Origin of the sequence: Paenibacillus borealis (genome assembly GCF_000758665.1) — a bacterium.
GTDB classification, from domain to species: Bacteria; Bacillota; Bacilli; order Paenibacillales; family Paenibacillaceae; genus Paenibacillus_AQ; species Paenibacillus_AQ borealis.
Genome location: NZ_CP009285.1, coordinates 5,096,052 through 5,120,622, shown reverse-complemented (window position 1 = coordinate 5,120,622; position 24,571 = coordinate 5,096,052). Strand labels below are relative to the sequence as shown.

Below are 24,571 nucleotides of genomic sequence, written 5' to 3'. Positions count from 1 at the left end.
AATGATTGTTAACGACAACTATCAGATACTGGAAACCATTTCAGATAATAATATAAAAGCGGTTTACAGGTGCAGCGAAGCTTCAACCGGAGCAACAGTCATTCTAAAAGTGTTGAAATCGGAATTTACCGGAACCGAAGCAGTCATCCGCTTCAAGCAGGAATATAAGCTGCTTACAGAGCTTAGCCATAGTGCGGAGGGGGTCATCCGGCCCCTGAAGCTGGAAGAGCGGAATGGCCTGTACATCATGGTGCTGGAGGATATCCACGGCCGTTCGCTCAAGAAGGTGCTGGCGGAAGAGAAGCCCGGGCAGGAGGCGCTGCTGAATCTGGCAATCAAGGTTGTGGATATTCTGGCTTCCATTCATGAGCAGAATGTGATCCATAAGGATATCAAGCCGTCCAACATTATCTGGAACCGGGAACAGGATATTGTCCAGGTGATTGATTTCGATCTCGCCGTGAAGCTGTCCAAGGAGAAACGGGAGTTCCAGAACAGCGGAGTGCTGGAAGGGAGCCTGCTGTATATCTCACCTGAACAGACCGGACGGATGAACCGCAATATTGATTACCGGAGTGATTATTATTCGCTGGGCGTCGTGCTCTACGAGATGATGACCGGCATTAAGCCCTATAATTCACAGGAGATGCTTGAGCAGATCTACTCCATTATTGCCAAGGAGGCGGTTCCTCCCTATAAGGCAAGCGGGGGCCGGGTATCCAGCGCTTTGTCGGCTATTATTATGAAGCTTATGGAGAAGTCTTCGGAGGACAGGTACCGCAGCGCTCACGGAATTAAGGCCGATTTGAAGAAATGTCTGGTCGGACATGAGGATTTCGTGATTGGTACTGAGGACCTGCTGAATACCTTCCGCATTCCGCAAAAGATTGTCGGCAGACAGCAGGAGCTGTCCCGCCTGGAGAATGCTTTCCGCAGCAGCCTCAAAGCGAGTTCGCAGCTGATGCTGGTATCCGGTGACGCAGGTGTAGGCAAAACGGCACTGGTCCATGAGCTGCACCAGACTATCAGCCAGGAGAAGGGGCTGTTCGCGGAAGGGAAGTTCGACCAGTATAACAAGAACATACCTTACAGCGCGCTGATCCAGGCTTTCCGCAGATTGATCAGCCAGCTGCTGGAGAGCCCGGATAAGGATTACAAGAGTTATATCGGCCGTTCGCTGAACAAGGCGCTGGCTGGAAACGGGAGTGTGATTACCGGGTTAATCCCTGAGCTTGCCGCCTGGATCGGTGTTCAGCCCGAGGTAGAGCCGCTGAATCCTGCCGAGGAGACGAACCGGTTCTTCCTGACCTTTGCCAAGTTTGTGGAAGGAATTACCCATAACGACAAACCGCTTGTACTGTTCCTGGACGATGTCCAGTGGGCGGATTACTCCAGCCTGCAGCTGGTGGAGAAGCTGGTGCTGGACAACCATCTGCAGAGGCTGTTTGTGATCTGTTCCTACCGGCAGAATGAAATATATGAAGGGCACCCTCTGTTTGCCTCAATCACCAAAATAGAGAAAAGCCGGGAGGTTGGACGTATCCACCTGCAGCCTCTGAATGAGGCGGATGTGCAAAGCCTTATCGCTGATACGCTCTACAGCAGCGAGGAGCGGGTGCAGCAGCTTACCGGGCTGATCTTCAAGCGCTCCAAGGGTAATTCCTTTTTCCTGACGGAGATTCTAAAGGATCTGCATAAGCGCGGGTATTTTGTTTTCGACAAGCAGGGCGGGGAATGGAAATGGGAGCTGGAACGGATTGAGGAGCTGCCGGTTAATGAGAATGTCGTTGATTTCCTGATGGGTCAGCTGCAGCATCTGCCGGCGGATGTCCGGAGTATCTTAATGTTAAGCTCAGCCATCGGCAATGTGTTCGATTATGGCATGCTGACACTGATTGGTGAAGAAACGCTGGAGGTAATTGCTGCTGCTATTGGCCGGGCGGTACAGGAGGAGTATATTCTCCCTGCGGACCACAAATATGCCATTTTCTCCGGTACGCTGAGTGAAGCAGGGGCGGAACCGTTACAAATGGGAGTCCGGCTGAAATTTGCCCATGACCGGATTCAGCAGGCCTTCTATCAGATGCTTGACGCTGAACGGGCAAAGAAGCTGCATCTCAGCATTGGACGGCTTTTGTTGAAGAATCTTGGCAACCGGGATGCCGAAGAAAGAATTATAGATATTGCGGCCCATATGAATAAAGGCCTTGAATTCATAAGCGAACACTCCGAAATTGAGGATGTGATCGCCCTTAATCTGCGTGCAGCGCAGAAAGCCAAGGCGGGTTACGGGTATGATTCGGCGTTCATCCTGCTAGAGGCGGCAATTACGCTGCTGCCGGAGAATTCTTGGCAGGCGGATAGGGAGCAGACTGCGGAGATCTACAGATTGTATGCGGAATGCGGCTATCTTACCCACCATGTAGAGCAGGCGGATCAGGCCTGTACCCTGTTGCAGAAACATACTACAGACCGAATCGCACTCGCGGAAATTTACGAAATGCAGGCCAACCATTATATGTATCTGGGGATGATGCCGGAATCGATCGCTGCAGGCAGACAAGGATTACAAGCGATGGGAATCCGGATTCCAGCTAAGGTGGGAATGGCCTCTGTACTGAAGGAGCTGCTGGTGATCAAGGCATCGCTGCGGGGAAGAACACCGGAAGGAATTTTTGCGTCCCCGGAAATGAAAGATCCGGAAATGAAGCTGGTTATGCGGCTGCTGATTAATTTTATCCCGCCATCTTTTATTTCAGGTGAGACTTCGCTGTTTGGTCTGGTCGTCCTCAAAAAGGTCGGCCTGACCCTGAAATACGGCAATTCCCCTGAGTCGGCACTTGCTTTTATCGGATATGCGATGCTCTTGTCCGGCTTCGGTGATACCAAGGGGGCATTTGAATTCGGGCGGCTGGGCATCAGAATTAATGACAAGTTCAATGACTTGCAGTGGAAAGGCGCGGCGCATGTGCTATATACGCTGTTCAGCCATTCCTGGACCGAGCCCTGGGATACCTTACAGGACTGGTTCGGCACCTCGATTGAAGCCAGTCTGCGGACCGGGGATCTGCTCTATCTCGCCCATTCCGCGTTCTATGTGAATCTCTGGAACCCGTCGATGGACATTGCGACCACGCTTCAGGAGAGCACCCGTACGATCTCTATGATTGAGAATACGAAGTATAAGGAATCGCTTGCCACAGCGCAGCTGGCCCGGCAGTATTTCCGCAGTCTTGCAGGCGAGCTGCCGGACCCGATTTCCTTCAACAGTGAGTCATTTAATGAAGTGGCCTATTTGAGCCAGCTGGAAGAAGCACGGTATTATTCGGGAATTGCCATCTATTATATATATAAAATGAAGCTGCTGTTCACCTATGAGAAGCATCATGAAGCGCTGGAGTATATCGAGAAGGCTTACCCGATTATCGGAACGCTTGCCGGTTCTGCTTTTATGGAGGAATTCGCCCTGTATACTTTCCTGAATCTGGCTTATGCCTATAAGGATTTAGGTGTGAACGGCAAACGTAAAGCCAAGTCCAGAATGCGCAAAGAGTACGGGAGGGTCCGTAAATGGGCCAGGAATGCGCCGGGAACCTTCCGCCAGCATGAATATCTGATGAAGGCCGAATGGGCGAGAATCGCGGGGAACGACAACCAGGCAAGCCACTATTATGATTTGGCGATAGAGACCAGTGAGCAGGGAAGCTTTGTACGGTATAAGGCACTCAGCAATGAGCTGGCCGCCCGGTTCTATTATCACAAGGAATTCAATGAGTTCGCCGCTTATTTGCTCAGACAATCCGTGTACTATTATTCGGTCTGGGGGGCCAAAGAGAAGATTAAATTCATTAACGACCGCTACTCTTCCATTGTCAAAAAAATTAATACGAAGGAATTCCTGCATGGCCGGACGGTTACGGACTACACCGAGAGCATCGACCTGAACTCAATGATCCTGGCCTCCCAGGCGATCTCCAAGGAAATCGAGCTGAACAATCTGCTGGAAGCGCTCATGGAAATAGTCATCAAGAATGCCGGAGCCCAGCGGGGCTGCATTCTGATGACCTCCCAGGCGAATCTTCTGGTGGAGGGTGAATATAAAGCCGATGTTGACAGAATCTCAGTGGCTGTTCATGAGTCGTCACGGCTGGATAATCTGCCGGTCTCAATTATCAGACAGGTGGAAGAGAGCCGGGAGAGCTTAATCTACAATGATGCTTTTTCGGAGACGCCGTTTGTGAACGATCCTTATATTGTGAAGCATCAGCCGAAATCGATGGTCTGTATGCCGCTGATCAACCAGAATAAGACGATTGCCATCATTTATCTGGAGAATAATCTGGTTACCGGTGTGTTCACCAAGGAACGGATGAGGATCATCAATCTATTATCCAGGGAAATGGTGTTCTCGCTTGAGAATGCCAGCCTCTATACAGAGCTGGAGCGTTCGGAAGAGAAGTACCGTGAATTGGTGAACAATCTGCAGGACGGAGTTTTTATTACCCAGGATAAGCGGTGCACATACGTCAATGAGGCCCTGGCGCAGATGCTGGGGTATGAGATGGACGAGATGCTGGATCAGCCCTTCGAGAACTTCATCAGCCCCTCCGAGAAGGCGAAGGTGATGCACTATTATTCCAGAAGGGTTGAAGGCAAGCAGGTACCTGATGAATATGAGACCAAGCTGGTTCACAAAGACAAGGCCCGTGAAGTCATCGTGATCCATAAGGTGGTCCGGATTATGTATATGGACAAACCGGCCATTCAGGGAACGGTCAAGGATATTACCGAGCGCAAGAAGGCGGAAGAAGAGCTGCGGCGGCATAAGGAGCATCTGGAGGAGCTCGTGGTGGAACGGACCAAGGAATTGGAGTTTAACAACGAGGAATTGAACAAATATATCGGTCTGATCGAGCAAATCTCGATTACCGACGAACTGACAGGACTGTATAACCGCAGATACTTCAATAAGCTGTTCCTGGACGAGGTAGACAAGGCAGCTGCAGACAAACGGCATTTGACCTACCTGATGCTCGATATTGACTATTTCAAAAAGTACAACGATACCTACGGCCATTACGAGGGAGATACCGTATTACGGAGAGTCGGCCAGCTGCTGAAAAATCTGGCTGAACGGGCGGACGGTGTCGCGTTCCGGCTGGGCGGAGAGGAGTTCGGCATAGTCGTGACCGGGTTCACCCCCCAGCAGTCGCGGGAATATGCCGAAGCGGTCAGAAGAGGCATCGCGGAGCTGCGGATTCAGCATGATCTTAGCCCGGAATACGGAAGAATTACCGTATCCATCGGCGTAGCAGCCGTTCTTGTAGACGGACTCCGCGAGGAGGATATCTATAAGCTGGGTGACGACGCACTGTATCAGTCCAAAGCGGAAGGCCGCAATTGTGTCACGCTGTTCGAGAGATAAGGGAGTGTAATCAGAGGCTGACCCGGTGTGCCAAGAAATGGCCGCCTGGGCCGGCTTTTTTATTATCGGATTCAAGGCTCAGGCTGCGGTGTCAAAATGTTCCTCCCCGGCATACAGTATCTGGACGAATGCCCAGCTGAGCCTGGGCTTACCAAACTTAAGCTTATAGGAGGAACATTAATATGCTGGATCCAGTATTGCAGGCCCCGGACGTGAAGCTCGCAGCCGATTCAAACCAGGTACTTAACTATAAAAGGGATGCCAATAATTATATTACACAGCTTTTTGGCGAGCAGCTTCCGGCGATCCGGAACGGGTTCTTCAATGCGCATATGAGCAAGGGGTTTATTGTTCAGCCGCACTGGCACACGAATGTGACGGAGATGGTGTTCGTCATCAGCGGCGAGCTGATTACCTCAGTGTTCGATCCGTTCACCCAGAAGCTGATGACCTATCATCTGAAGCCCGGACAGGTGTCCATCTTCCCCAAGGGCTGGTTCCACTGGATTCTGGCCGAGAGTGACCAGGTCCATTTCCTGACCATCTTCGATGCGCCTACGCCTGATATTGTGTTCGGGTCAGACTTCCTGCGTGCGATTCCCAAAGAGGTGATCCAGCGGGCCTATTGTATCAATGAAGAGGACTATGCCAAGGCGGTTGCCCCGCTGAAGGAATCGGTGATTCTTGGACCTCCTCCGGGATGTGTGGTTTCCGGTGCCGCAGAGAATGGCGTTCATCCCAATGCACAGGCGATGCCTTATAACGGTATGACGGAAGGTATGAACACGGGCAAAGCCGCCAAGGGAATGCCTTCATACACAGCCCAGCAGCCTGCGGCGGCATTTTATCCATACCCGATGTATCCGCGCCGCTAGGTGCTGCAGATGATTTAAACGGCAGTTGCGGACACAGAAGGCCTTATTCAGTCGAAATCAGCTGGTTTTTGAAGCTTGCGGACCTGAGGGCCGTTATTCCCGCGGATTCAGGCCTGGAGCAGGAGGATTTCAAGTGATAAGGTCACCTGTGTCCGTAAGAGCTGGAAGTCCCTTTTTGCCATTGCGATAACGGCACCGGGTCCGCAAGCATGAATAAGTCAGACTCTTTTGGCTATGCAAGACACACGGCTGCCAACAGGTTCATCATTGTTGACCGAGGCAGTTTGGCTAATTTCCCCGGAAAATGCAGATACTTCTGTTATCTCAAACCGGGAGGCAGGATTATGGAGGAAGGGAAGCAAGGCAATCAGGTGAAGCGTGAGAAGCTGGAGAAGCTGGCGAAACTGGAGAAGCTGGACAAGCTGGAGAAGATACAGAAACTGCGTGAGACCGGGCATCCGGGGAAAAAGGGGTTATCCGTATGGCAGCTGACGATGCTGGCGCTGGGGACAGTGGTCGGCGGTTCATTCTTCCTGGGGTCTTCCGTGGCGATCCGGGCGGCAGGACCGTCTGTGCTGCTGGCCTATGTAATCGGAGGTGTCCTGGTCTATCTGATCCTGTCCGCCCTGTCGGAAATGACAGTGGCGAATCCGGCACCGGGCTCGTTCCGCACGTATACCGAGCAGGCGTTTGGCCGGGGAGCGGGATTTACAGTCGGCTGGGTATACTGGACAGGCCTCGTGCTTGCGATGTCCAGTGAAGCAACAGCAGTATCCATTCTGCTGCAGGGCTGGTTCCCTGCTCTGCCGCTGGCGCTGGCCGGCACGGGAATCATCATTCTGGTAACGCTGCTGAATCTGCTCGGGGCAGAACGGCTGGGGAAGCTTGAGAGCGGATTGGCAGCCTTCAAGCTGCTGGCCATTGTAGCTTTTATTGTGATCGCGGTGGCTATTGTAGCGGGTATCGGAAGCAGGGGGGCAGGAGCCGCAGGAATTAATGTGGTGCGCAGCCAGAGCTTTTTCCCCGGGGGGATTGCCGGTATCGCGGGCAGCATGCTCATGGTGATGTTTACATATGCTGGATTTGAAGTGCTGGGCCTGGCTGCCTCGGAAACAGGTAATCCCGGAGTCACTGTTCCAAGAGCGATCCGGCGGACAATCCTGCTCCTGGTCAGCCTCTATCTGGCTGCGATGGCCGCACTGTTTCTGCTGCTGCCCCGGGCTCTGGTCTCCGAACAAATCAGTCCGTTTGTGTCTGCGCTCAGCCTGTATGGGCTCGGCTGGACCGGGACGGTGATGAATATCGTCCTGGTTTCCGCTATTTTGTCTACGATGCTAGCCTCAGTATTCGGCCTCGGCCGGATGCTCCGCTCATTGGCGGAGGAGGGACATACTCCGGGCTGGATGCGGGACCGCTCGGATATTCCATACCGCGGTATAATCATCTCCGGCAGCGCAATGCTGGCCGGTCTGGGGCTTGGCTTGCTTTTGCCGCAGGGAGTCTACTTGTTTCTGGTCAGCTCCGGCGGCTTCGCGCTGCTGTTCTCCTATTTCATTATCATGGCCAGCCATTACAGGCTGCGCCAGCGCAATGGGGGACCGTTCACCGGACAGCGCGGATTACGCGGCTATCCCTACAGCTCTTGGATTGCCATGGGGAGCCTGGTAGCCATTCTTGCCAGCATGCCGCTCATTCCCGGACAGGGCGGAGGTCTGGCAGCGGGAATTATGTTTGTTCTGCTGTTCTCGGGCATTTATGCGGTGGGGGCACTGCGCAAGAGGAGAGAAGCCGGTGGAAGGCCGCAGCCTTCCCTGCAGGTCAAGGTACCCGGAGCCAGAGCACAGATGGAGGCTGCGGAGGAATTGACAGAGGGTCATCAGGGACGATCGGAAGAACGTCATAATCACCCTGCGAAGGGCAATAAGCATTCCAGCCAAGGCCGGAAAAAGTCTGGAGGCAAGCAGAAGAAGCGGAAGCGAAAGTAGTGGTGGAGGTGAGGAGCGCAGAAAGGCTGCGCTCCTTTTTGTTTATGTTGGAAATTATGATATTCGTCTGTTGTGGATAAAACGTGCATAAAGCCCTGGATACTTTTCATTGGAAATTGGAGCAGATCCGTTTCCGACTGAAGGAAGAACTTGTTCTTGAATCAGGGATCCACTGAATCCTCCAGAAGTCAGCAGTATGCAGAAATCAAAGGGATAAATCCCTCTAATTTCAATAAATGTTGCCAAAAGGAGGATATGAAGAGCAAAATTAGTGTACTTGATTTCACACCTGGACTACTCAAGAAGTAGTCTGAATGGAGCAGTGTGAAGTGGCCGTAAATCTGCATAAGCTGCACAGATCGCATAAGCCCTGCTTGATTCACCCTTTAGGGTGATTTTGTTCAAATATAAGAATTTATATGCTTTGCCTGATAACTTATCCTTCTATTTCTCGCTGAAACGCACCATCCTTTAAAGGACGGCGTAGCCGTTTCCGCTTCTTATGTTGACTCTGCCTGAGGCTGGAAAGAATGTGCTGCCTGCCGGGCGGGGGAGAACCATCAGAAGGTTTTGAGCGAAATCAGCTTCTCACTCTCCGCCAGCGGCAGTTAACAAGGAGACTCCGTTGTTCATCAAAGGTACTAATCTGCCGGCCAGGGCAGAAGGAGATTCATGCCGTCCTTCCTTATTCCAGCGGTAGGTTACTCCGTAGATGGACCAGCTTAACAGAGTAGCAGCCGTTTGCAGTGTGCGGTTATCTGCAGTGCTGTTTGCCCCGCTTAGAAGTCTTTTCAGCAGCTGCTCCAGCTGCATCTTAATATTCTCTTCAATAATCAGCGCCAGAGAATCATATTTCTTCAGGCAGTGATGGCTTGATTCATGGTAATCGCAAAGAGCGGCAACCAGCGTATGAAGTGTTTCCTCCGTCAGGGTTGCCTGGTCATCGATTTTGCGGAGGACAAGCTCCGTGAAAGCATCTGACAGAAAAGATTCGAGCAGTGCGTATTTGTCAGGGAAATGAGCATAGAATGTGGCCCGGTTAATCGTAGCTTTTCTCGTGATATCCTGTATGGTGATTGCATTGAAGTCCATAGTATTTAACTGCTCGGCGAATGAGTCCAGAATTAACTGGCGTGTCCGGATGACGCGCGGGTCGTTCGGGTTCGGTGAAAGAATACTGGGCATCCTCTATCCATGCTCCTTTCTGCAAACTAATGATTTAACGTTTTGAACTCTTAATAACCAACAATATCATTTTTCATTTCGTTTAAGCAACAGAAGGCGCGGATTGTTGGTTGAATGAGGTTGGGCGCATTGCTAATATTGCAATCGTACCCCATCAATCGGGGAACCAAAATCATATTGGAGGTGCGCTGCATGACTCATCTGCAGAACAACAATCATTCCGTACAAGCCTTGTTTCAGCCTTATACTATACATCAATTGACCCTGCCGACACGAATTGTCATGTCGCCGATGGCCCGTGCCTTCTCGCCTGAAGGTGTGCCGGGACCGGATGTAGCCGCTTATTACCGTCGCCGTGCCGAGAACGGTGTCGGTCTTGTGATAACCGAAGGTGCCATAATTGACCATCCGTCAGCAACCAGTGAGCCCGGTTTACCTAAGCTTTATAGTGAAGCAGCATTGAACGGCTGGGCTGAAGTGGTCAGACAGGTGCATGAAGCAGGGGGCAGGATTTTCCCGCAAATCGTGCATATGGGTATGATCCGGCCGAATGGTTCCCAGCCTAACCCGGAAGCCCCGTCAATCGGTCCTTCAGGATTGGATCTGGAGGGTAACAAGGCAGGAGAGCCGATGACTGAAGAGGAAATAGCGGATGTTATTCAGGCTTATGCCTCTGCAGCACTTCATGCCAAAGAAGCCGGCTTCGACGGCATTGAGCTTCACGGAGCCCATGGCTTTCTGATAGACCAGTTCTTCTGGGCGAAGACGAATCAGCGGACTGACCGCTACGGCGGTGATCTGGTAAAGCGTGCCCGGTTTGCGGTTCAGGTAGTCGAAGCGGTCCGTGCTGTCGTAGGTCCGGATTATCCCGTTGCCATGCGTCTGTCCCAGTGGAAAATGGGCGATTACACTGCCAGGCTGGCGGATACTCCTGAACAGCTGAAGGACCTGCTGAACGTGCTGGTGGACGCCGGAGTAGATATCTTCCACTGCTCGGTACGCCGTTTCTGGGAACCCGAGTTTGCCGGCTCAGACCTTAGCTTTGCCGGTTGGGTGAAGAAGCTGACAGGCAAGACAACCATTACTGTCGGATCGGTTGGCATGGACAGTGATCCATCCGAAGGGGAAGGACAGGATCATCCGGGACTTCCGGGACTTGTGGAGCGGCTGAACAACAACGAATTTGATCTGGTGGCAGTGGGACGGGCGCTTCTCGGAGACCCTGCCTGGGCAGTCAAAATCCGTGACGGACGGCTGAGTGAGCTTCAGGCGTTTACACCTGAATCGGTAGCAAATCTCATCTGAGTGATTAGGAAATGATCTCTCGCCAATAACACAAGAACAGCCGGATTGTCCTTAAACGGACAATCCGGCTGTTTCTGATTAATATATCTCCGCTGGTATAGCTGCGCTATACCGTGCTTACTTTGCCTCTTCTAGCTTTCTTGTGAGCTCCTTGTACTGTTTCAGCAGTCCGGCCAGTGACTGCTTGACCGCAGCGGCATCTTTGGATTCAACGGCTTCAGCCAGTGCAGCCTGTGCCTTGAAGAAACCGTTGTCTTCTGTCATTGGCAGCAGAGCCGGAGCTGCAGCTGCTGTTATGGCTACGGAACCTGTGAGTCCGGCGGATGAGAGGCTGCCAGGGACTGCGAATACGGTGTTATCTGCAACGGCTGGAGCGGAAATTCCCGCTACGGAGTTAGTAAATGTTCCGCCTGCACCGGCAATTTGGGTGATCTCTTTCAGTTCAACTGCGGAGGCCGGAAGAGTGGCTGCCGGCACAGAACCGGCAATGGACGGAATGGCTGCTGTCAAGACTACAGGTGTGGCTACTTGCACAGCTGTAGCGGTAACTTCTCCTGCAGGTTCAAGATTAAGAACCTTAACATTAACGCGGGCAGCTTTACTGTATTTGCTGAGTGTATCGGTCCAGTCTTGAACTGTTTCCGGTGCATAGCTTTCCGCCAGGGCTATTAAGTCAGGATAAAGCGGAGCAATCAGGATACTTCCTTGCACAGGTGCGGAGGCAGCGCTTAAGGTGACAGCGGCAGTCTGTGCCTGTGGCGGAGTGCGGTCTGCATTGGCGAATACGGGGGTTGCGATACTGGACAGCAGCAGGGCGGACAGGGCGATTGGTCTTAAGAATAAACGGTTCATGAATTAACACTCCTCATATAGGTGGTTTGTCTTACAGCTCTCAATATAGCGTTCTACTGTGGCAGGAAATTGGTGGATTTGTGGAAAAACAATGGCAGAGCCCTGCCGCCACCGGCAGCTTGTTATAATGGAGCAGACAAAACTGTGGAGGGTTCCGGATGAACAAGCAAACGGTCATTGCCGTTGTAGACGATGATGAGAATATACGCAATTTGGTAGAGGCTTATTTACATAAGGAGAATTTCCGCACCATTGGCCTGGGAAGTGCCGAAGAGGCCTGGGAGCTGTGGACCAACGATCCTCCAGGCATGTGGGTGCTCGATATCATGCTTCCGGGGATGGACGGGTATGAGCTATGCAGGCGCATCCGTGATGAAGCAGAGGTGCCGATCATTATGATCTCAGCCAAAGATAATGAAGTTGATAAAATACTGGGCCTTGAGCTGGGCAGCGACGATTATCTGGTCAAGCCGTTTAGTCCCCGTGAGCTGGTAGCCCGGATCAAACGGCAGCTGGAGAGGTGGGAACGGCTTCAGCAGCCTCTGCCCGCTGCTGCACCTCTGCCTTTCCCTCCAGGGATAGGGCTGGGCGGGCTGCTGCTGCTGCCGGAAGAAAGAAGAGCCTTCTGGCACGGATCAGAGGTGGAGCTGACAAGTAAGGAATTCCTGATGCTGAAGGTGTTTGCCGGACATCCGAACCGGGCATTTACGCGGGAGGAACTGTTGGGCCAGGTCTGGGGTGATGATTATTTCGGCAGTGACCGCGCAGTGGACCATCTGATCAAACGCATCCGCAAAAAAATCGACGGATTGCCGCTGGAATCGGTCTGGGGACACGGCTACCGGATGAGAGAAGGGCAGGAAGGATGAGTATACTGATGAAGCTTAACGTGCAGCTGAAGCAGCTGAAGCTGGTGCACCAGATTAATGTGGCCTTTGTGTTGTCTCTGCTGTTTGTCCTGTCCATCACCGGAGTGATGATCCATTATGTACTGATGGACCATTTCATCGGCAAGGAGCAGGAGGGACTGCGGACGCTGGGAGCTACGCTGACAGCCAGCATAGAGCAGCAGCCGGTCACGGCAACTCGTGCAGTCCCTATGGAAGAAAGTGAATTGTTTCCGGTTTCCTATGCTACGCTTTCAAGCGGAGTACAGGCTATTGTGACGGATCAGCAGGGGAATGTGGTGTCGGGAACCCTTCCGGCAGCACCCGTACAAGCGGAGGCTGTTACCGGCATGGCGGCTGTAGAGGCGGGCAGCCTGCAGAACTTATGGGACGGCAACGACCCGCGCTATCTTGTGCAGGTAAATGCGCTGCCCCAAGGCAAACTGACCCTGCTGACCCCTGTCAGCAGAATCAAAGCCATCGAGCAGGCATTGCTCAAACGGCTGATTCTTGTTTTTGCCGCTGGTGCAGCCGTGATGCTCCTGTTCAGCCTGTTTATTACGAGGAAGCTGATTGATCCGCTCATCAGCCTGCGTGAGGAACTCAAAAAAGTGAAAAACCGCCGGTTTGCCGAGGTGAATCTGATCCGGGCAGGAGGGGAGATCGGTTCTGTAGCCCAGACCGTATACGAAATGGCCGGTGAATTGCACAGGTTCAACCGGGTACAGAAGCAGTTCTTCCAGAATGCCTCGCATGAGCTGAAATCTCCGCTGATGTCGATATCCGGTTATGCGGAGGGCATCAGGGACGGGATTTTTGAAGGTGAAGATATCCGTAAAGGTCTGGATATTATCCTCGGTGAAAGCGGACGGCTAAGGGACCTGGTGGGCGAAATGACGCTGCTGGCCAAGCTGGACAGTGAGGAGGATATATTCCGGGCGGTGGAATGCGATCTGGCAGAGCTTCTCACCGAGGCGGTAGAGCGGGTCAATCCGCTGCTTACTGTAAGAAAGCTGTCGCTGCACACTGAGATCTCCGCAGACAGCGGGCTAATACTGAGGGCTGACCGCGATAAGCTGCTGCAGGCACTGCTGAACGTCTTATCCAATGCTGCACGTTATGCGGACAGGAGGATTGATATCCATGGCTATGTAAGCAAGGGCCTGATTACTTTAAAAGTTTCGGATGACGGTCCCGGCATTCCGCAGGAGCTGCTGCCTAGTCTATTTCACAGGTTCGTCAAAGGTAAAAATGGTGATTCCGGGCTGGGTCTGGCCATCGCGCGCGCCATTGTGGAACGCTGCGGCGGAAGCATTACCGCCCGGAACTGCCCGGAAGGCGGTGCCATCCTTACCTTTGAATTTCCGTCCGCAGCAGGCTGACAGGGGCGATCTCAAAAGATTATTGGCGAGCAAATAAACTAACAATGGTCCGTTCGCGTAGCGTTCACTCAAGTGTACACGTTGATCCTGCTCAAAAAAGAGGGTGTCCCGGAAGCCATTATAAGGCTTACGGGACACCCCCTTAGAGTGATATCTAATGTTAATATTCGTTGAACATTGCGGCAATTTCGTCGTAGCCGGTGGTTTGGGTCAGCGCCAGGGAGAGCAGAATTCTTGCTTTTTGCGGCACCAGACTGTTGCAGGGAATAGAATTGGCGGACAGATCGATGTAGGAGTCCTTGAGCGTGATTCCGCTTGAAATCCGCGAGCAGCGGACCACAGGGATGTTATTGTTCTTAAGCTCGCCTACTTTATCAATCCACGGTTTGCTGTAGATGCCTCCGCCTGCTCCGGCGATCACAATGCCCTTGGAGATCGTCGCGAGATAATCCAGAATACCGGGATCGGCATCGACATGGAAGTAGGCAACGGATACTTCAGGCAGCTCCGTCATGGCCGATACATCGAACTGTGCTGCAGTCGTATGCCTTTTGAGGGTGCGGGTATAGAAGAAGGCATGACTGTCGCGCATGTAGCCCAGGCAGCCGAAATCACGCTCATCGAAAGCGTTGGCCTTGAAGGTGTTCACCTTCTGCACATCCCGTCCGCTGTAGATGCCTTCGGCGAAGACAACCATCACACCCTGTCCGGACGCATCCGGATTGGCCGCCAGTGCAACGGACTGATACAGATTCAGCGGTCCGTCCGCACTGATCGCCGTCGCCGGACGCATGGAGCCGGTAATAATCACCGGTTTATCGGTCTTGATCACCAGGTTGAGGAAATAGGAGGTCTCATCCAGAGTGTCGGTGCCGTGGGTAATTACGAAGCCGTGCACATCCTCCCGGAGGGCGAGCGTGTTGATGTAAGCAGCGAGTGTAAGCCAGTGTTCGCTGGTGATATCTGCACTGCACAGATTGCTGACCTGCACGCCGGCACAATTGGCAAGGCGTTCCAGATGGGGCACGCTATCAAGCAGATCCTGCACGGGCAGGGCGCCGGGTTCATAGTTCAAGGTTTTATGCGCTTCGCCGCTGCCGGCAATAGTGCCGCCGGTGGCAAGAATAACTACATTTTTGAGACTGGGATTATAAAATGGGGAAGCAGTAAAATTCACTTCTGGTGCTGGAATAATCATAGATCGTTTCCTTTCAGTTCAAATCAGAATGAAGGTAGCAGAAATACATTGAATGTATTATAACATAGGAATTCCGGGGACAATGATCTGTTTTTACTCCTGTTTTTCCCTGCAAATAATTAGTCAATAAGTGCATGCCATATTAAGGTATAATAAGTAAAAATATAAATGGGAGGATATGTATGTTCACGGTAGAGGAAGTAGCACAGGGAGTGTGGGCAGCGATTGTTATTCCGGGCCGGGGAGCGGTAGGCAATGCGTCCATTATAGATCTTGGGGAGTTCACAGTAGTGGTGGATACCTTCAGCCTGCCCGGGGCAGCGGGACTTCTGCGGGAACGGCTGAGCAGCTGACGGGGAAACCGGTCAAATACATAGTGAATACCCACTATCACGGGGATCATCATTACGGGAATATGGAGTTTGCCGACTGTGTCATCATTTCCTCGGAGCTTACCCGTGAAGTGTTGACAATGAATGGTCCGCCAGAGCTTGGGGAATGGCAGGGAGGTCTGCAGAAGCAGATTGCAGCGCTGCAGGAGGTTCGTAGTTCTGCTGCAGAACCCCGTGTACGTGAAGCCCTGGGATATGAAATAACGGAGAAGCAGGCTTTGCTGGAGGCAACACCTTCGATCCGCAGAGTGACGGCAGCGGTGACGTTCAAGGATACGCTGAATATTCACGGGTCCGGAAGGTCCATACAGCTGTTTACATACGGCGGCGGCCATACCGTCAGCGACACCATGGTATACATTGCTGATGTTCAGGTGCTGATAGCAGGGGATCTGGTGCTGAACAAATCCCATCCGGCTATGCTGCATGGCTTCCCTGAAGCATGGGCCGTAATTGTGGAGCGGATCGGCCGCGAGATTGAATTCACCCGGCTGATCCCCGGACATGGAGGTGTTGCCGGACGTGAGAGCATCGCTGAAATGTTAAATTATCTTCAAGAAATTCAGGCCTATGCTGCAGCGGCTGCCCGGAGCGGGGAGAGCGCAGATTTCTGGCTCGCAAAGGGAATTCCGGCACCGTTTGATACATGGGAGGGCTCTCATATCTTTGAGTGGAATTTCCGCTGGCTGTACGATACATATAATCATTCCTGAGAAAAGAGGAGAACATTATGCTGAAGCTGGATAGCCGGGACTATGCCCTGGCTCTGCCGCTGTTAAGTCAAGTGAAGATCAACACCTTGTTTGCTGAAGCTGTACTCAAGGGGCAAACTACGGGCAATGTTTATGTGGACTCTCTGCAGACCCCCCGTACCTTTTATGTGGCACATGATTACGGGATGTCGCTGGTCTATGGGGATTCGGGCAATGAGGCGTTTAACCGGAGCTTATATGATTATATTACTAACAAGACAGGGGACAGGCATTCTCCGGAATGGCTGCAGGGTGATCCGGCAGGAGGCTGGTCTCCGCTGATTGAGTCTATGATTACTGAGTATAACGCACTGCTGAATGCGGCAGAGCCCGATCCTGAAACGGCTGATAAACGGAGAATATACACCAATACCAGAGTGAATTTCACCTTTGACCCGGAAGTCTACCATAGTGCGAAGGAACAGTGGTTCCGGCATGATGCAGAGATTGTACAGATGACCGGCGAGTTGTTTGACGGGCAATCCGGCGCCGTGATTCCACGGTATTTCTGGCGGGATGCAGAACACTTCCTGAATACAGGCGCAGGATACACCCTGCTCTGGGAAGGGGAGAATGCCTCGAGTGCGTTCTCGGCTTACCGTACGGAGGAGCAGCTGGAGATTGGGATTGAATCGGCAGCGGGCCACCGGGGGAAGCGGTTTGCCTTCTCGGTATGTTCTGCATTAATTGATTACTGCCTGGAGCATGGTCTGGAGCCGGTGTGGGGCTGCCGTCTGGAGAATGAGGGATCTTACCAACTGGCTCAGAAGCTGGGCTTCAAGCCGTCACTGACCATCCCCTATTACCGTTTGGCCGAGTGAATAACAGATACGCAGAATAACTTGTCAATTGTTTGGTGAGAAGAAAGGATTAGACTAGACGGAGTTACTGATTTATCGCGGTTTTTGAGCGGATGAATCGTTAGCTTTTGAAAATAAGGTTTAAACCGGTCAATCAAAAGAAGCAGCGGCATCTAAGACTTTTAGACTGCCGCTGTTGTTTTTAACTAACGTTTCCCGTTAGCTGAATGACTTCTCCGTAAAAAATCAATGAAGGCATCCAATACGTTAACCGCTAATCGATATTGTTCAGAATCTGACTGGGTACACAACATATCCGTAATTATTGCAATGTTCGTTTGCTGTATAAATCAAAACACTTGCTCCATTCAGCAATGGTGGCACTGTCAAGTTATTCACCTGCTTTCGAAAATGAATGCTTTATTCACTTACATAGATTTCGATTCTTTCTTTCCCTCGCCCAATATTGTTACGCTTCAACTTAATTTCGCCAACTTCGCCTGTTTTCTTCAAGTGAGTTCCACCGCAGGAAACCTTTGAAAAACCTTTAACTTCCCAATATCTTCTTCCGTTTCCTTCGTCACTGAAATCACTAATGATGTCGAGGTTTGCCACAATGATCTCACGAGATTCTTTCTCGATCAAAGGAAATGATTTTGAAATGTTCTCGTGCCACACGAAATCTATTCGGGCTTTATCTTGAGCGATATGAGCGCCTATTTTCTCGATACTTTTCAAATGTTTATAAGCTAATTCTAATACAACCTCCGCAGCAAAATGAAGTCTCATAAGTCTGTAACGACGATCCCAATCTATGGCCATCGTCACTTGATCACCAACTTTTAAATCATGCCCTTCTTCAACTGTATAAATGATATCATGACCATCTTTCTTTGCTTGATGTACGGAATATCCGCCAATCAATCCTGTATCACTTTCTTGTCCACCAGAGAAAGCATAAAAGATGGTTCGTTCCACTGTAATGTCATTGCCATTTACACTGGCTATGCGAGTATCTAGTTTTGTTAAGTATGGGGTTGCCCAAAATACTTTTTCAACCATATCAGCACTTCCTTATCACATCATGAATTACATCCCAGTTTTACGATTCAGGATAATGCATGACAACTTGTAGGATGACATCTTCATCCGTGTCATTTATATATTTGTGTGTAACGTTTCCTGCAAACCGAATAGCGCCTCCTGTAGGAAGGGTATACTCGTCATCCCTAACCATGATTTTAAATTCCCCTGTAACAACAGTAATGTACTCTTGGACACCCTCATTGTGGGGTGTGGAAACATAATTCCCTTTAGGTTTTAATACAATCGTGAAAATTTCAATTTGAGTTTGCGGATGGAATGGAAATAATAAATAGACTAGAAAATTACCGTTATCCTCCGTTATATCTGGTACTTCTTTTCGATTAACGATTGATATTGTAGGTTTGTCGTCTTTAATTAGGGATGAAAAAGAAATATTAAGTCCCGTTGCAATTTTCCAAACGGTGGTCACTGTTGGCTGTGTGTCCCCTCGCTCAATTTGATGTAGCATACCTTTGCTGACCCCAGTTAAATTTGCCACTTTATCTAAGCTTAACTGCCTTTGCTTTCTCACACGTTGCAAGTTGTGTCCTATCCTGATATGAATAGCATCCAAGAAATAACCCCCTTGCGTTTAGTATATTATACAAAAATAACACTATGAAATACAAATCGAATAGGACTTTAGTTACGCTAAACTGCCCGTTAGCTTAATGAAGCCTTGTAAATCAAACACTTTATTTTTCAGTCTGGAACTTTATTGAATTTTGTCATCAATCCAGTGAAGAGCACCGGTTGGCGTTCTTTTTTATTGAGTTTTTCACAGATAATGATTATCATTATCGCTATATGGCTGATATTCTGCAGCGGCCGCACCTGCTGCGGTCTGCATTACAATAAGACAGTATATAAGAGCGGAGGAATACGAATGGAGCGGGAACAACTGCTGGAGGGCAGTCTGCAGCCTGGCAGTGAACGGATGGACCTGACCATCATCCGCGAATACATAGCGGAGCATTATCATGAACCGCTGACCCTTAATCAGCTGGCAGGCATGGCCGGACTGCGGCCGAAGTATTTTGGCGAATTGTTCAAAAAAACGTTCGGACAGAGTACCATGGACTATCTGACCGGACTGAGAATCAGCAGAGCGAAGCAGTACCTGCAGGAGTCGGATTATCTGCTCCGTGAGATCGCTCAAAAAGTCGGCTACAGCGATGAATTCTATTTCAGCCGCAAATTCAAAAAGGAAACCGGAGTCCCTCCTTCGTCGTTCATCCGTCAACATAAACGGCGGGTTGCCGCCTGTTCAGCAGCTGCTATCGGACAACTGCTGGCCCTGGACATCATCCCGGTGGCTGCGCCGCTGGATGCCAAATGGACTTCTTATTATTTCAACAAATATTATGACCTGATTGAGACACATCTGCGGGTGGACCTGATGGACTCGGAGCTGGAGCGGGACAAGCTGATTAAGTCCAGAACCGATGCGATTATCGGCCATGATGCCTGGGATACGCAGTGGGAAGAGCATCTGCTGCGCAACAGCCAGAACCTCTTCATTCCCGGGGAGCAGGACCGCTGGGATGTTCAGCTCCGGGCAATCGCTGCTTTTCTGGGAAGAGAGGGGCAGTACAGCCAGTGGATGCAGCGTTATGGCGGTAGAGCCCGCTATGCCAGGGAGCAGGTGGCCGCAGTGGCGGGTGAGGAGAGCTGTATGGTGCTCCGCCTGTACGAAGATCATCTGCATGCTTACTGCAACAGGGGGATACGTGATGTGGTCTTTGGCGACCTCGCGCTGAAGCCGGCATATACAGGTTCGGATGCGGTGTATAATGAGCCGATTTCGCTTGCGGAAATCAGCTTATTGAATCCGCAGCGGATCATGCTGATCATCTGCCCCGATTTCGCTACCAGAAGGCACTGGCTGTCTCTGCAGCACAGCGGCAGCTGGCGCAGCCTTACAGCGGTTCAGGCGGGGAAGGTAGATTTGCTGCCCTCAGATCCCTGGTTCGAGTACTCTGCGGTTGCCCTGGACCGGATGCTGGAGGAGGCAGTGCTGCTGTTTACAGGAAATAGTCCAAGCCCGGAGCAGGATGTTGTCCATGGTTACCCTTCAGTTTATCCTCTATAATCCCTAGTAATGAGAATGATTATCACTAGGGGGAGAGAACACATGCAAGAGCACAAGGTAAGTTCAAGAAACAGAAAGAAGCTAGCAATCCCGGCATTGTTACCGCTAATGCTAGTAATTATGCTGCTGGCAGGCTGCGGGAACAATTCAGCGGCTGACAATGGGGCCCGGAATGGAGCAGCTCAGGTAAACGCCGCGGCGGCAACTCCATCACCGTCTCCCGAAGAGGAGCCGGAAGCTACAGAAGCGCCGGCAGCACAGGCCTATCCGCTGGTTGTTCAGGATGAATTGGGACATGAGGTTACACTGAACGCTGCTCCAACCAAAGTATTTGCGCCATATATGGAAGACTCTCTAGTTGTGCTCGGTGTCAAGCCGGTCGGTCAATGGTCCAATAAAGGGCAGGGGCAAGGATACCTGCAGGATCAGCTAGGTGATGTTCCATTGGTTGATTTCACCAATGGCCAGCTGCCTTCACCAGAAGTGGTTATGTCACTGCAGCCGGATTTCATAGTGCTGCATAACTCCTACTATGCAGAGAATGGGGTCTACGAACAGTACTCCAAGATTGCCCCGACCTATGTCTTCCAGCAGGCTGCAGGTGACCTGGACAGCTCCGTAACTAAACTTGGAGAGCTGCTCGGCAAGCAGGAGGAAGCGGCGAAAGGCCTTGCAGATTACCGCAAGAAGGTGGAGGAAGCCAAGACAGCTCTGGCTCCGCATATCCAAGGCAAGAAGGCGCTTGTTATCCGGTTCAATTCACGGGGCATGTTCCTGATGGGCGGAGTTTACGGCGGGTTTGTACTGGCTGAAGAGCTGGGAATTACCAAGAGCGATCTTGTTGCTGCCGAGAACAGCGTGGATTTGTCGCTGGAAGTATTGCCGCAGATTGATGCCGATTATATCTTCCTGGCTAACGATACAGCTAATACCGGGGAGACCTTCTATAAGGAACTGACTGAGAGTGCACTCTGGAAAAGCATCCCTGCCGTCCAGGCCGGCAGGGTCTATGATGTGGATGACCGTTACTGGCTGGGCGGGGGTATTGTTGCCTACAGCAATGTCATTGACGATGTACTGGAGATCATCGTGCCATGAGTACAACAAGAGAACTGAGCTATCCGCATCTTGGCTGTGAGGAGCATGTGATTTATGCCGGAGCACGCCGCCTGGAGTACCGGATTCTGATCTCGCATCCGTCCGGAGAAGCCCCGCCGGAAGGGTATCCGGTCATCTACGCTCTGGACGGCCATGCCGTATTCCATACCCTGGCAGAATCAGCCCGGCTTCAGACCCGTAAGCCGCATGGCTACGATCCTGTAGTGGTCGTGGGCATAGGGTATCCGTCCGGAGAACCCTTTGACATGAAGCGCCGCTGCTATGATTTCACCATGCCGGCTGAGGAGGAGCAGCTGCCGAAACGGCCGGATGGCAGCCAGTGGCCGGAGAGCGGAGGGGCCGACAGCTTCCTCGACACGCTGCAGAAGGAGATTATGCCGCTGGTCTCGGGCCTCTTTCCTGTGGACACCCGGCGCCAGGCGCTGTTCGGCCACTCGCTCGGCGGCCTGTTTGTACTCCATGCGCTGTTCAACCGTCCGGAGCTTGTTACTCATTATGCGGCTGGCAGTCCGTCTGTCTGGTGGAATGATTATGCCCTGTATTCAGAACTGGAGCAGTTCGCAGCGGCTTACCCGGCTATGAACCTGCAGCGCAAGCTGATGATTACGATCGGAGCCGAAGAGCTGGAGCATATGGTCGAGGATGCTGCGAAGCTTCCCGGACTGCTGGCCCCGCTGGCGGAGCATGGCTTGCAGACGAGTCTTAACGAATTCGCCGGTGAGAGCCATGTCAGCGTACTGCCTGCGGCACTCAGCCGTCTGCTGAGATTCGCCCTGGAGAAGGAATGAGGTCTTAGAACAAGCGTAAAGATCATAGATTCCACGTAAAGAAGAGCAGCACATCTCCCGTTAAGGTGAGGAGTGCTGCTCTTCTTTACGTTAATACACTTTAGATCAGCCGGGCATCCACGAAGCAGTGCAGATGCAGCGGGGACAGCACCTTCAGACCTTCTCCAAGCTCGAAACCCTTACCTTCAGCGAGCTGGCGGCCTTTCTCACGGAAATAGATCCGGTACATCGCCAGAGTCTCCTCACTGAATTGGCTGCTGTGCAGGGCCAGGGCGGCGAACTTCCGCTCGAAGTGGTCGGTGATGTCAATTACTGTATTAGGCTCCGAGGTGAAGTAGAAACCAATCGCCTTCGGCTGCCAGGGGCGGGTGCTTGTCCCTCTGGGATACAGCGGAAGTCCGGACGACAGGAAGGCCTGGGCTGCGGCTCTGCCGGTAACAATATGATCATAATGCGCCTCGTAGGTCAGCCACGGATCAGGACAGAGGATAACATCCGGCTTCACGGTACGGATGATCCCGGCAATCTCTTCTGCCAGTGCCGGAATGTGCTCCAGGGTGCCGTCGCCGTGGGCCAGCTGATGGAACACCGTGGCGCCCAGCGACCGCCCTGCGGCTTCCAGCTCACGTGCGCGGACGGCTGCAATCTCGGCAGAAGACATATGCTCGTCCACCGCACCAAGATCCCCGTTCGTCACGGTCAAATAATGAATCTCGCAGCCCCGCTCCGCCAAAGAGGCGATTGTCCCGCCGATGCCCACTTCATTATCGTCCGGATGGGGCTGAATGCATAATAGGGTGCGGCAGGCAGAAAGATCGGGCGGGGACATCAGCGCCGCCATAGTAGATATATCCATGTTCAAAATCGCTCCTCAGTATGAAATAAATTAGGCAGTCCAGTCTAAAGACTCCGGGTATGCTCCAGATCGCTGAGAATCTGCCGCCTCTGCTTGTCATTGATATTGTAGAACAGAATCGGCAGAATTGCGGCCAGGAAACACAGCGCGGGCAGCAGAAACATCACGAAGCTGAGTCCATTCTGAAGTCTTGGAGTCGATTCCTGATTCTCTGCATAGCTTAGCAGACCCAGACTTGCACCGATGATGAGCCGTGACAATGCTCCGCTGAATTTGGTGACAAAGGTGTTCGTGGAGAATACAATCCCCTCGCCCCGGAAGCCCAGCTTCCACTCCGAATAATCAATGGTATCCAGCAGCATGGACGTGCTGACAATGGTAGTCATGCCGGAGAAGAAGAAGCTGACCGCGAAGAATACCAGAGTAGTCAGAATATTGTGGTCACCGAGAAAATAAGGCAGGATGCAGGACAAGCTCCCCAGCACACAGGACAGGATGAATACCTTCTTCTTGGAAAAGCGGCGCAAAAGCGGAGGCGTAGCCATCATTCCCAGCAGCATGCCTACAACGAGACTAATTCCGACCTGTGTTGCGTAACCGGCATCCCCCCAGACATAGACCACATAATACAGCTGGATGCTCTGCCGGATGCCGTTGACCAGGTTAACAATCAGCAGCGAGGCAAGCAGGGTGAGCAGCGGTTTGTTCTTATAAACCGTTTGCAGATTTTGACGGAATGAGACTTTCACAGGAGAAGGGGCGACCCTTTCCTTAGTGAGGATTCCGGTCAGGAAAATAGATAACGCAGCAATAATTCCTATAATAATTGCAGAATACAGGTAAGCCTGCGTACTCCGCTCACCGCCGAAGGCCAGCAGCAGCTGGATACCGCCGACTGTAATCACGACCGCGCCGAGGGTGCCGCCGATTTTGCCCAAAGTGACGAACAAGGTCCGTTCACCCGGATCAGTGGAGATAACGGACGATAAGGCCCAAAGCGGCGTATCACAGACCGTATACAGCATGCCCCAGAGCAGATACGATACGGTGGCGATCACCAGTGTCATCGCAGAGGAACCGCTGAAGTCCCAGAAGCAGACGATGGTTGCCAGTGCGATCAGGAAGGGGGCGAACAGCAGATAAGGCCTGAATTTGCCCCACCTGGAGCGTGTTTTGTCGGTAATCATGCCCATGAGCGGATCCAGACAAGCATCGAAGATGCTCGCCACTACCAGAATGACACTGGCGGTAGTCGCCGGAATGCCCAGCAGATCCGTGTAGAAGAACAGAATATACATCGACATGAAGCTGTACAGCATATTCTGGCCCAGCAAACCGCCGGAGAACACCATTTTCTCAGCCAAAGGTACTTTTGTTGTCAATGGGCAGTCCTCTTTTCGTTGTGTATATGTAGGGTTGTACCATTTGCTAATTATGTTTATTTATAACTTTTTTTGATGTTCTGTCAAGCTGAATATAGCTAGTGCGGCTGGCTGGATAACCGTCACCTATATACAATGTGAAAGCGCATTACAGAAAATAAATTAAAAAATAATTAAAGCAAAATATTTATATTAAAGTTTTAACGAAAA

Annotated in this window: 19 protein-coding genes; 12 read left to right on the top strand and 7 right to left on the bottom strand. The window is 51.7% G+C overall.

From position 1 onward, the window contains the following. Position 1 precedes the first annotated feature (1 nt). The 3 genes from PBOR_RS21665 (at position 2) to PBOR_RS21655 (ending at position 8,285) form a co-directional block, all read left to right on the top strand. Positions 2-5,425, top strand: a complete 5,424-nt coding sequence (locus PBOR_RS21665) for a diguanylate cyclase (RefSeq protein ID WP_042215248.1) — start codon at positions 2-4, stop codon at positions 5,423-5,425. Positions 5,426-5,607: 182 nt separating this feature from the next. Further along, positions 5,608-6,300, top strand: coding sequence for a cupin domain-containing protein (locus PBOR_RS21660; RefSeq protein ID WP_081972140.1), 693 nt, complete (start codon positions 5,608-5,610; stop codon positions 6,298-6,300). A 344-nt stretch (positions 6,301-6,644) separates the two neighbouring features. Next, the gene (locus tag PBOR_RS21655; RefSeq protein WP_081972139.1) at positions 6,645-8,285 is read left to right on the top strand and encodes an amino acid permease; all 1,641 of its coding nucleotides are present in this window, start codon (positions 6,645-6,647) and stop codon (positions 8,283-8,285) included. A 588-nt stretch (positions 8,286-8,873) separates the two neighbouring features. Here PBOR_RS21655 and PBOR_RS21650 read toward each other — a convergent pair. Then, complete coding sequence (locus tag PBOR_RS21650; protein WP_042215246.1) at positions 8,874-9,470, bottom strand: TetR/AcrR family transcriptional regulator; 597 nt, start codon at positions 9,468-9,470, stop codon at positions 8,874-8,876. 192 nt (positions 9,471-9,662) lie between these two features. On the opposite strand from PBOR_RS21650, the gene PBOR_RS21645 reads away from it, so the two are divergent. Then, entirely contained in the window at positions 9,663-10,775 is a 1,113-nt protein-coding gene (locus PBOR_RS21645) for an NADH:flavin oxidoreductase (protein ID WP_174479826.1), read from the top strand. Positions 10,776-10,892: 117 nt separating this feature from the next. Here the strand turns inward: PBOR_RS21645 and PBOR_RS21640 are convergent, their stop codons facing one another. Continuing rightward, positions 10,893-11,627 (bottom strand): hypothetical protein, encoded by a 735-nt coding sequence (locus PBOR_RS21640; protein WP_042215245.1) that lies wholly within the window; start codon positions 11,625-11,627, stop codon positions 10,893-10,895. Positions 11,628-11,785: 158 nt separating this feature from the next. Between PBOR_RS21640 and PBOR_RS21635 the strand changes: the two genes are divergently transcribed. Both PBOR_RS21635 and PBOR_RS21630 read left to right on the top strand, forming a co-directional pair. Continuing rightward, positions 11,786-12,496 carry a response regulator transcription factor gene (locus PBOR_RS21635; RefSeq protein WP_042215242.1) on the top strand — a complete coding sequence of 237 codons (711 nt, stop codon included), beginning with the start codon at positions 11,786-11,788 and terminating at the stop codon, positions 12,494-12,496. Next, positions 12,493-13,896 carry a sensor histidine kinase gene (locus tag PBOR_RS21630; protein ID WP_245647859.1) on the top strand — a complete coding sequence of 468 codons (1,404 nt, stop codon included), beginning with the start codon at positions 12,493-12,495 and terminating at the stop codon, positions 13,894-13,896. Before PBOR_RS21635 ends, PBOR_RS21630 begins: the two co-directional genes overlap by 4 nt. Positions 13,897-14,056: 160 nt before the next feature. Here the strand turns inward: PBOR_RS21630 and PBOR_RS21625 are convergent, their stop codons facing one another. Further along, a complete protein-coding gene (locus PBOR_RS21625) occupies positions 14,057-15,094 on the bottom strand; it encodes an asparaginase (RefSeq protein WP_042215241.1) in 1,038 nt (345 codons plus the stop codon). A 182-nt stretch (positions 15,095-15,276) separates the two neighbouring features. On the opposite strand from PBOR_RS21625, the gene PBOR_RS37455 reads away from it, so the two are divergent. The 3 genes from PBOR_RS37455 to PBOR_RS21615 are packed head-to-tail and all read left to right on the top strand — an operon-like array spanning position 15,277 to position 17,059. Then, a complete protein-coding gene (locus PBOR_RS37455) occupies positions 15,277-15,447 on the top strand; it encodes an MBL fold metallo-hydrolase (RefSeq protein ID WP_167549563.1) in 171 nt (56 codons plus the stop codon). A gap of 23 nt (positions 15,448-15,470) precedes the next feature. Continuing rightward, entirely contained in the window at positions 15,471-16,199 is a 729-nt protein-coding gene (locus tag PBOR_RS21620; RefSeq protein ID WP_167549562.1) for an MBL fold metallo-hydrolase, read from the top strand. A 17-nt stretch (positions 16,200-16,216) separates the two neighbouring features. Continuing rightward, positions 16,217-17,059, top strand: coding sequence for a GNAT family N-acetyltransferase (locus PBOR_RS21615; protein WP_052429591.1), 843 nt, complete (start codon positions 16,217-16,219; stop codon positions 17,057-17,059). Positions 17,060-17,458: 399 nt separating this feature from the next. Here PBOR_RS21615 and PBOR_RS21610 read toward each other — a convergent pair whose 3' ends face one another. Both PBOR_RS21610 and PBOR_RS21605 read right to left on the bottom strand, forming a co-directional pair. After that, the gene (locus tag PBOR_RS21610) at positions 17,459-18,100 is read right to left on the bottom strand and encodes an alanine--tRNA ligase-related protein (protein ID WP_042215239.1); all 642 of its coding nucleotides are present in this window, start codon (positions 18,098-18,100) and stop codon (positions 17,459-17,461) included. Between the two features lie 40 nt (positions 18,101-18,140). Then, positions 18,141-18,698 carry a helix-turn-helix domain-containing protein gene (locus PBOR_RS21605; RefSeq protein WP_042215238.1) on the bottom strand — a complete coding sequence of 186 codons (558 nt, stop codon included), beginning with the start codon at positions 18,696-18,698 and terminating at the stop codon, positions 18,141-18,143. A gap of 312 nt (positions 18,699-19,010) precedes the next feature. Between PBOR_RS21605 and PBOR_RS21600 the strand changes: the two genes are divergently transcribed. The 3 genes from PBOR_RS21600 (at position 19,011) to PBOR_RS21590 (ending at position 22,123) form a co-directional block, all read left to right on the top strand. Continuing rightward, on the top strand, positions 19,011-20,216 hold the full coding sequence (locus PBOR_RS21600; protein WP_052429812.1) for an ABC transporter substrate-binding protein: 1,206 nt from the start codon (positions 19,011-19,013) through the stop codon (positions 20,214-20,216). A gap of 108 nt (positions 20,217-20,324) precedes the next feature. Continuing rightward, complete coding sequence (locus PBOR_RS21595; RefSeq protein ID WP_245647858.1) at positions 20,325-21,314, top strand: ABC transporter substrate-binding protein; 990 nt, start codon at positions 20,325-20,327, stop codon at positions 21,312-21,314. Continuing rightward, entirely contained in the window at positions 21,311-22,123 is an 813-nt protein-coding gene (locus PBOR_RS21590; protein ID WP_052429590.1) for an alpha/beta hydrolase, read from the top strand. The genes PBOR_RS21595 and PBOR_RS21590 overlap by 4 nt, the downstream gene beginning before the upstream one ends. A gap of 100 nt (positions 22,124-22,223) precedes the next feature. On the opposite strand, the gene PBOR_RS21585 is transcribed toward PBOR_RS21590, so the two are convergent. Both PBOR_RS21585 and PBOR_RS21580 read right to left on the bottom strand, forming a co-directional pair. Beyond that, positions 22,224-22,979, bottom strand: a complete 756-nt coding sequence (locus PBOR_RS21585) for a PIG-L deacetylase family protein (protein ID WP_042215233.1) — start codon at positions 22,977-22,979, stop codon at positions 22,224-22,226. 44 nt (positions 22,980-23,023) lie between these two features. Next, positions 23,024-24,361, bottom strand: a complete 1,338-nt coding sequence (locus PBOR_RS21580) for an MFS transporter (RefSeq protein WP_042215230.1) — start codon at positions 24,359-24,361, stop codon at positions 23,024-23,026. Positions 24,362-24,571 lie beyond the last annotated feature (210 nt).

Bases quoted from the DNA above. Each gene is read 5' to 3' on its own strand.
- PBOR_RS21665 (WP_042215248.1), top strand. From the start codon at position 2: ATGATTGTTAACGACAACTATCAGATACTGGAAACCATTTCAGATAAT.
- PBOR_RS21660 (WP_081972140.1), top strand. From the start codon at position 5,608: ATGCTGGATCCAGTATTGCAGGCCCCGGACGTGAAGCTCGCAGCCGAT.
- PBOR_RS21655 (WP_081972139.1), top strand. From the start codon at position 6,645: ATGGAGGAAGGGAAGCAAGGCAATCAGGTGAAGCGTGAGAAGCTGGAG.
- PBOR_RS21650 (WP_042215246.1), bottom strand. From the start codon at position 9,470: ATGCCCAGTATTCTTTCACCGAACCCGAACGACCCGCGCGTCATCCGG.
- PBOR_RS21645 (WP_174479826.1), top strand. From the start codon at position 9,663: ATGACTCATCTGCAGAACAACAATCATTCCGTACAAGCCTTGTTTCAG.
- PBOR_RS21640 (WP_042215245.1), bottom strand. From the start codon at position 11,627: ATGAACCGTTTATTCTTAAGACCAATCGCCCTGTCCGCCCTGCTGCTG.
- PBOR_RS21635 (WP_042215242.1), top strand. From the start codon at position 11,786: ATGAACAAGCAAACGGTCATTGCCGTTGTAGACGATGATGAGAATATA.
- PBOR_RS21630 (WP_245647859.1), top strand. From the start codon at position 12,493: ATGAGTATACTGATGAAGCTTAACGTGCAGCTGAAGCAGCTGAAGCTG.
- PBOR_RS21625 (WP_042215241.1), bottom strand. From the start codon at position 15,094: ATGATTATTCCAGCACCAGAAGTGAATTTTACTGCTTCCCCATTTTAT.
- PBOR_RS37455 (WP_167549563.1), top strand. From the start codon at position 15,277: ATGTTCACGGTAGAGGAAGTAGCACAGGGAGTGTGGGCAGCGATTGTT.
- PBOR_RS21615 (WP_052429591.1), top strand. From the start codon at position 16,217: ATGCTGAAGCTGGATAGCCGGGACTATGCCCTGGCTCTGCCGCTGTTA.
- PBOR_RS21610 (WP_042215239.1), bottom strand. From the start codon at position 18,100: ATGGTTGAAAAAGTATTTTGGGCAACCCCATACTTAACAAAACTAGAT.
- PBOR_RS21600 (WP_052429812.1), top strand. From the start codon at position 19,011: ATGGAGCGGGAACAACTGCTGGAGGGCAGTCTGCAGCCTGGCAGTGAA.
- PBOR_RS21595 (WP_245647858.1), top strand. From the start codon at position 20,325: ATGCTAGTAATTATGCTGCTGGCAGGCTGCGGGAACAATTCAGCGGCT.
- PBOR_RS21590 (WP_052429590.1), top strand. From the start codon at position 21,311: ATGAGTACAACAAGAGAACTGAGCTATCCGCATCTTGGCTGTGAGGAG.
- PBOR_RS21585 (WP_042215233.1), bottom strand. From the start codon at position 22,979: ATGGATATATCTACTATGGCGGCGCTGATGTCCCCGCCCGATCTTTCT.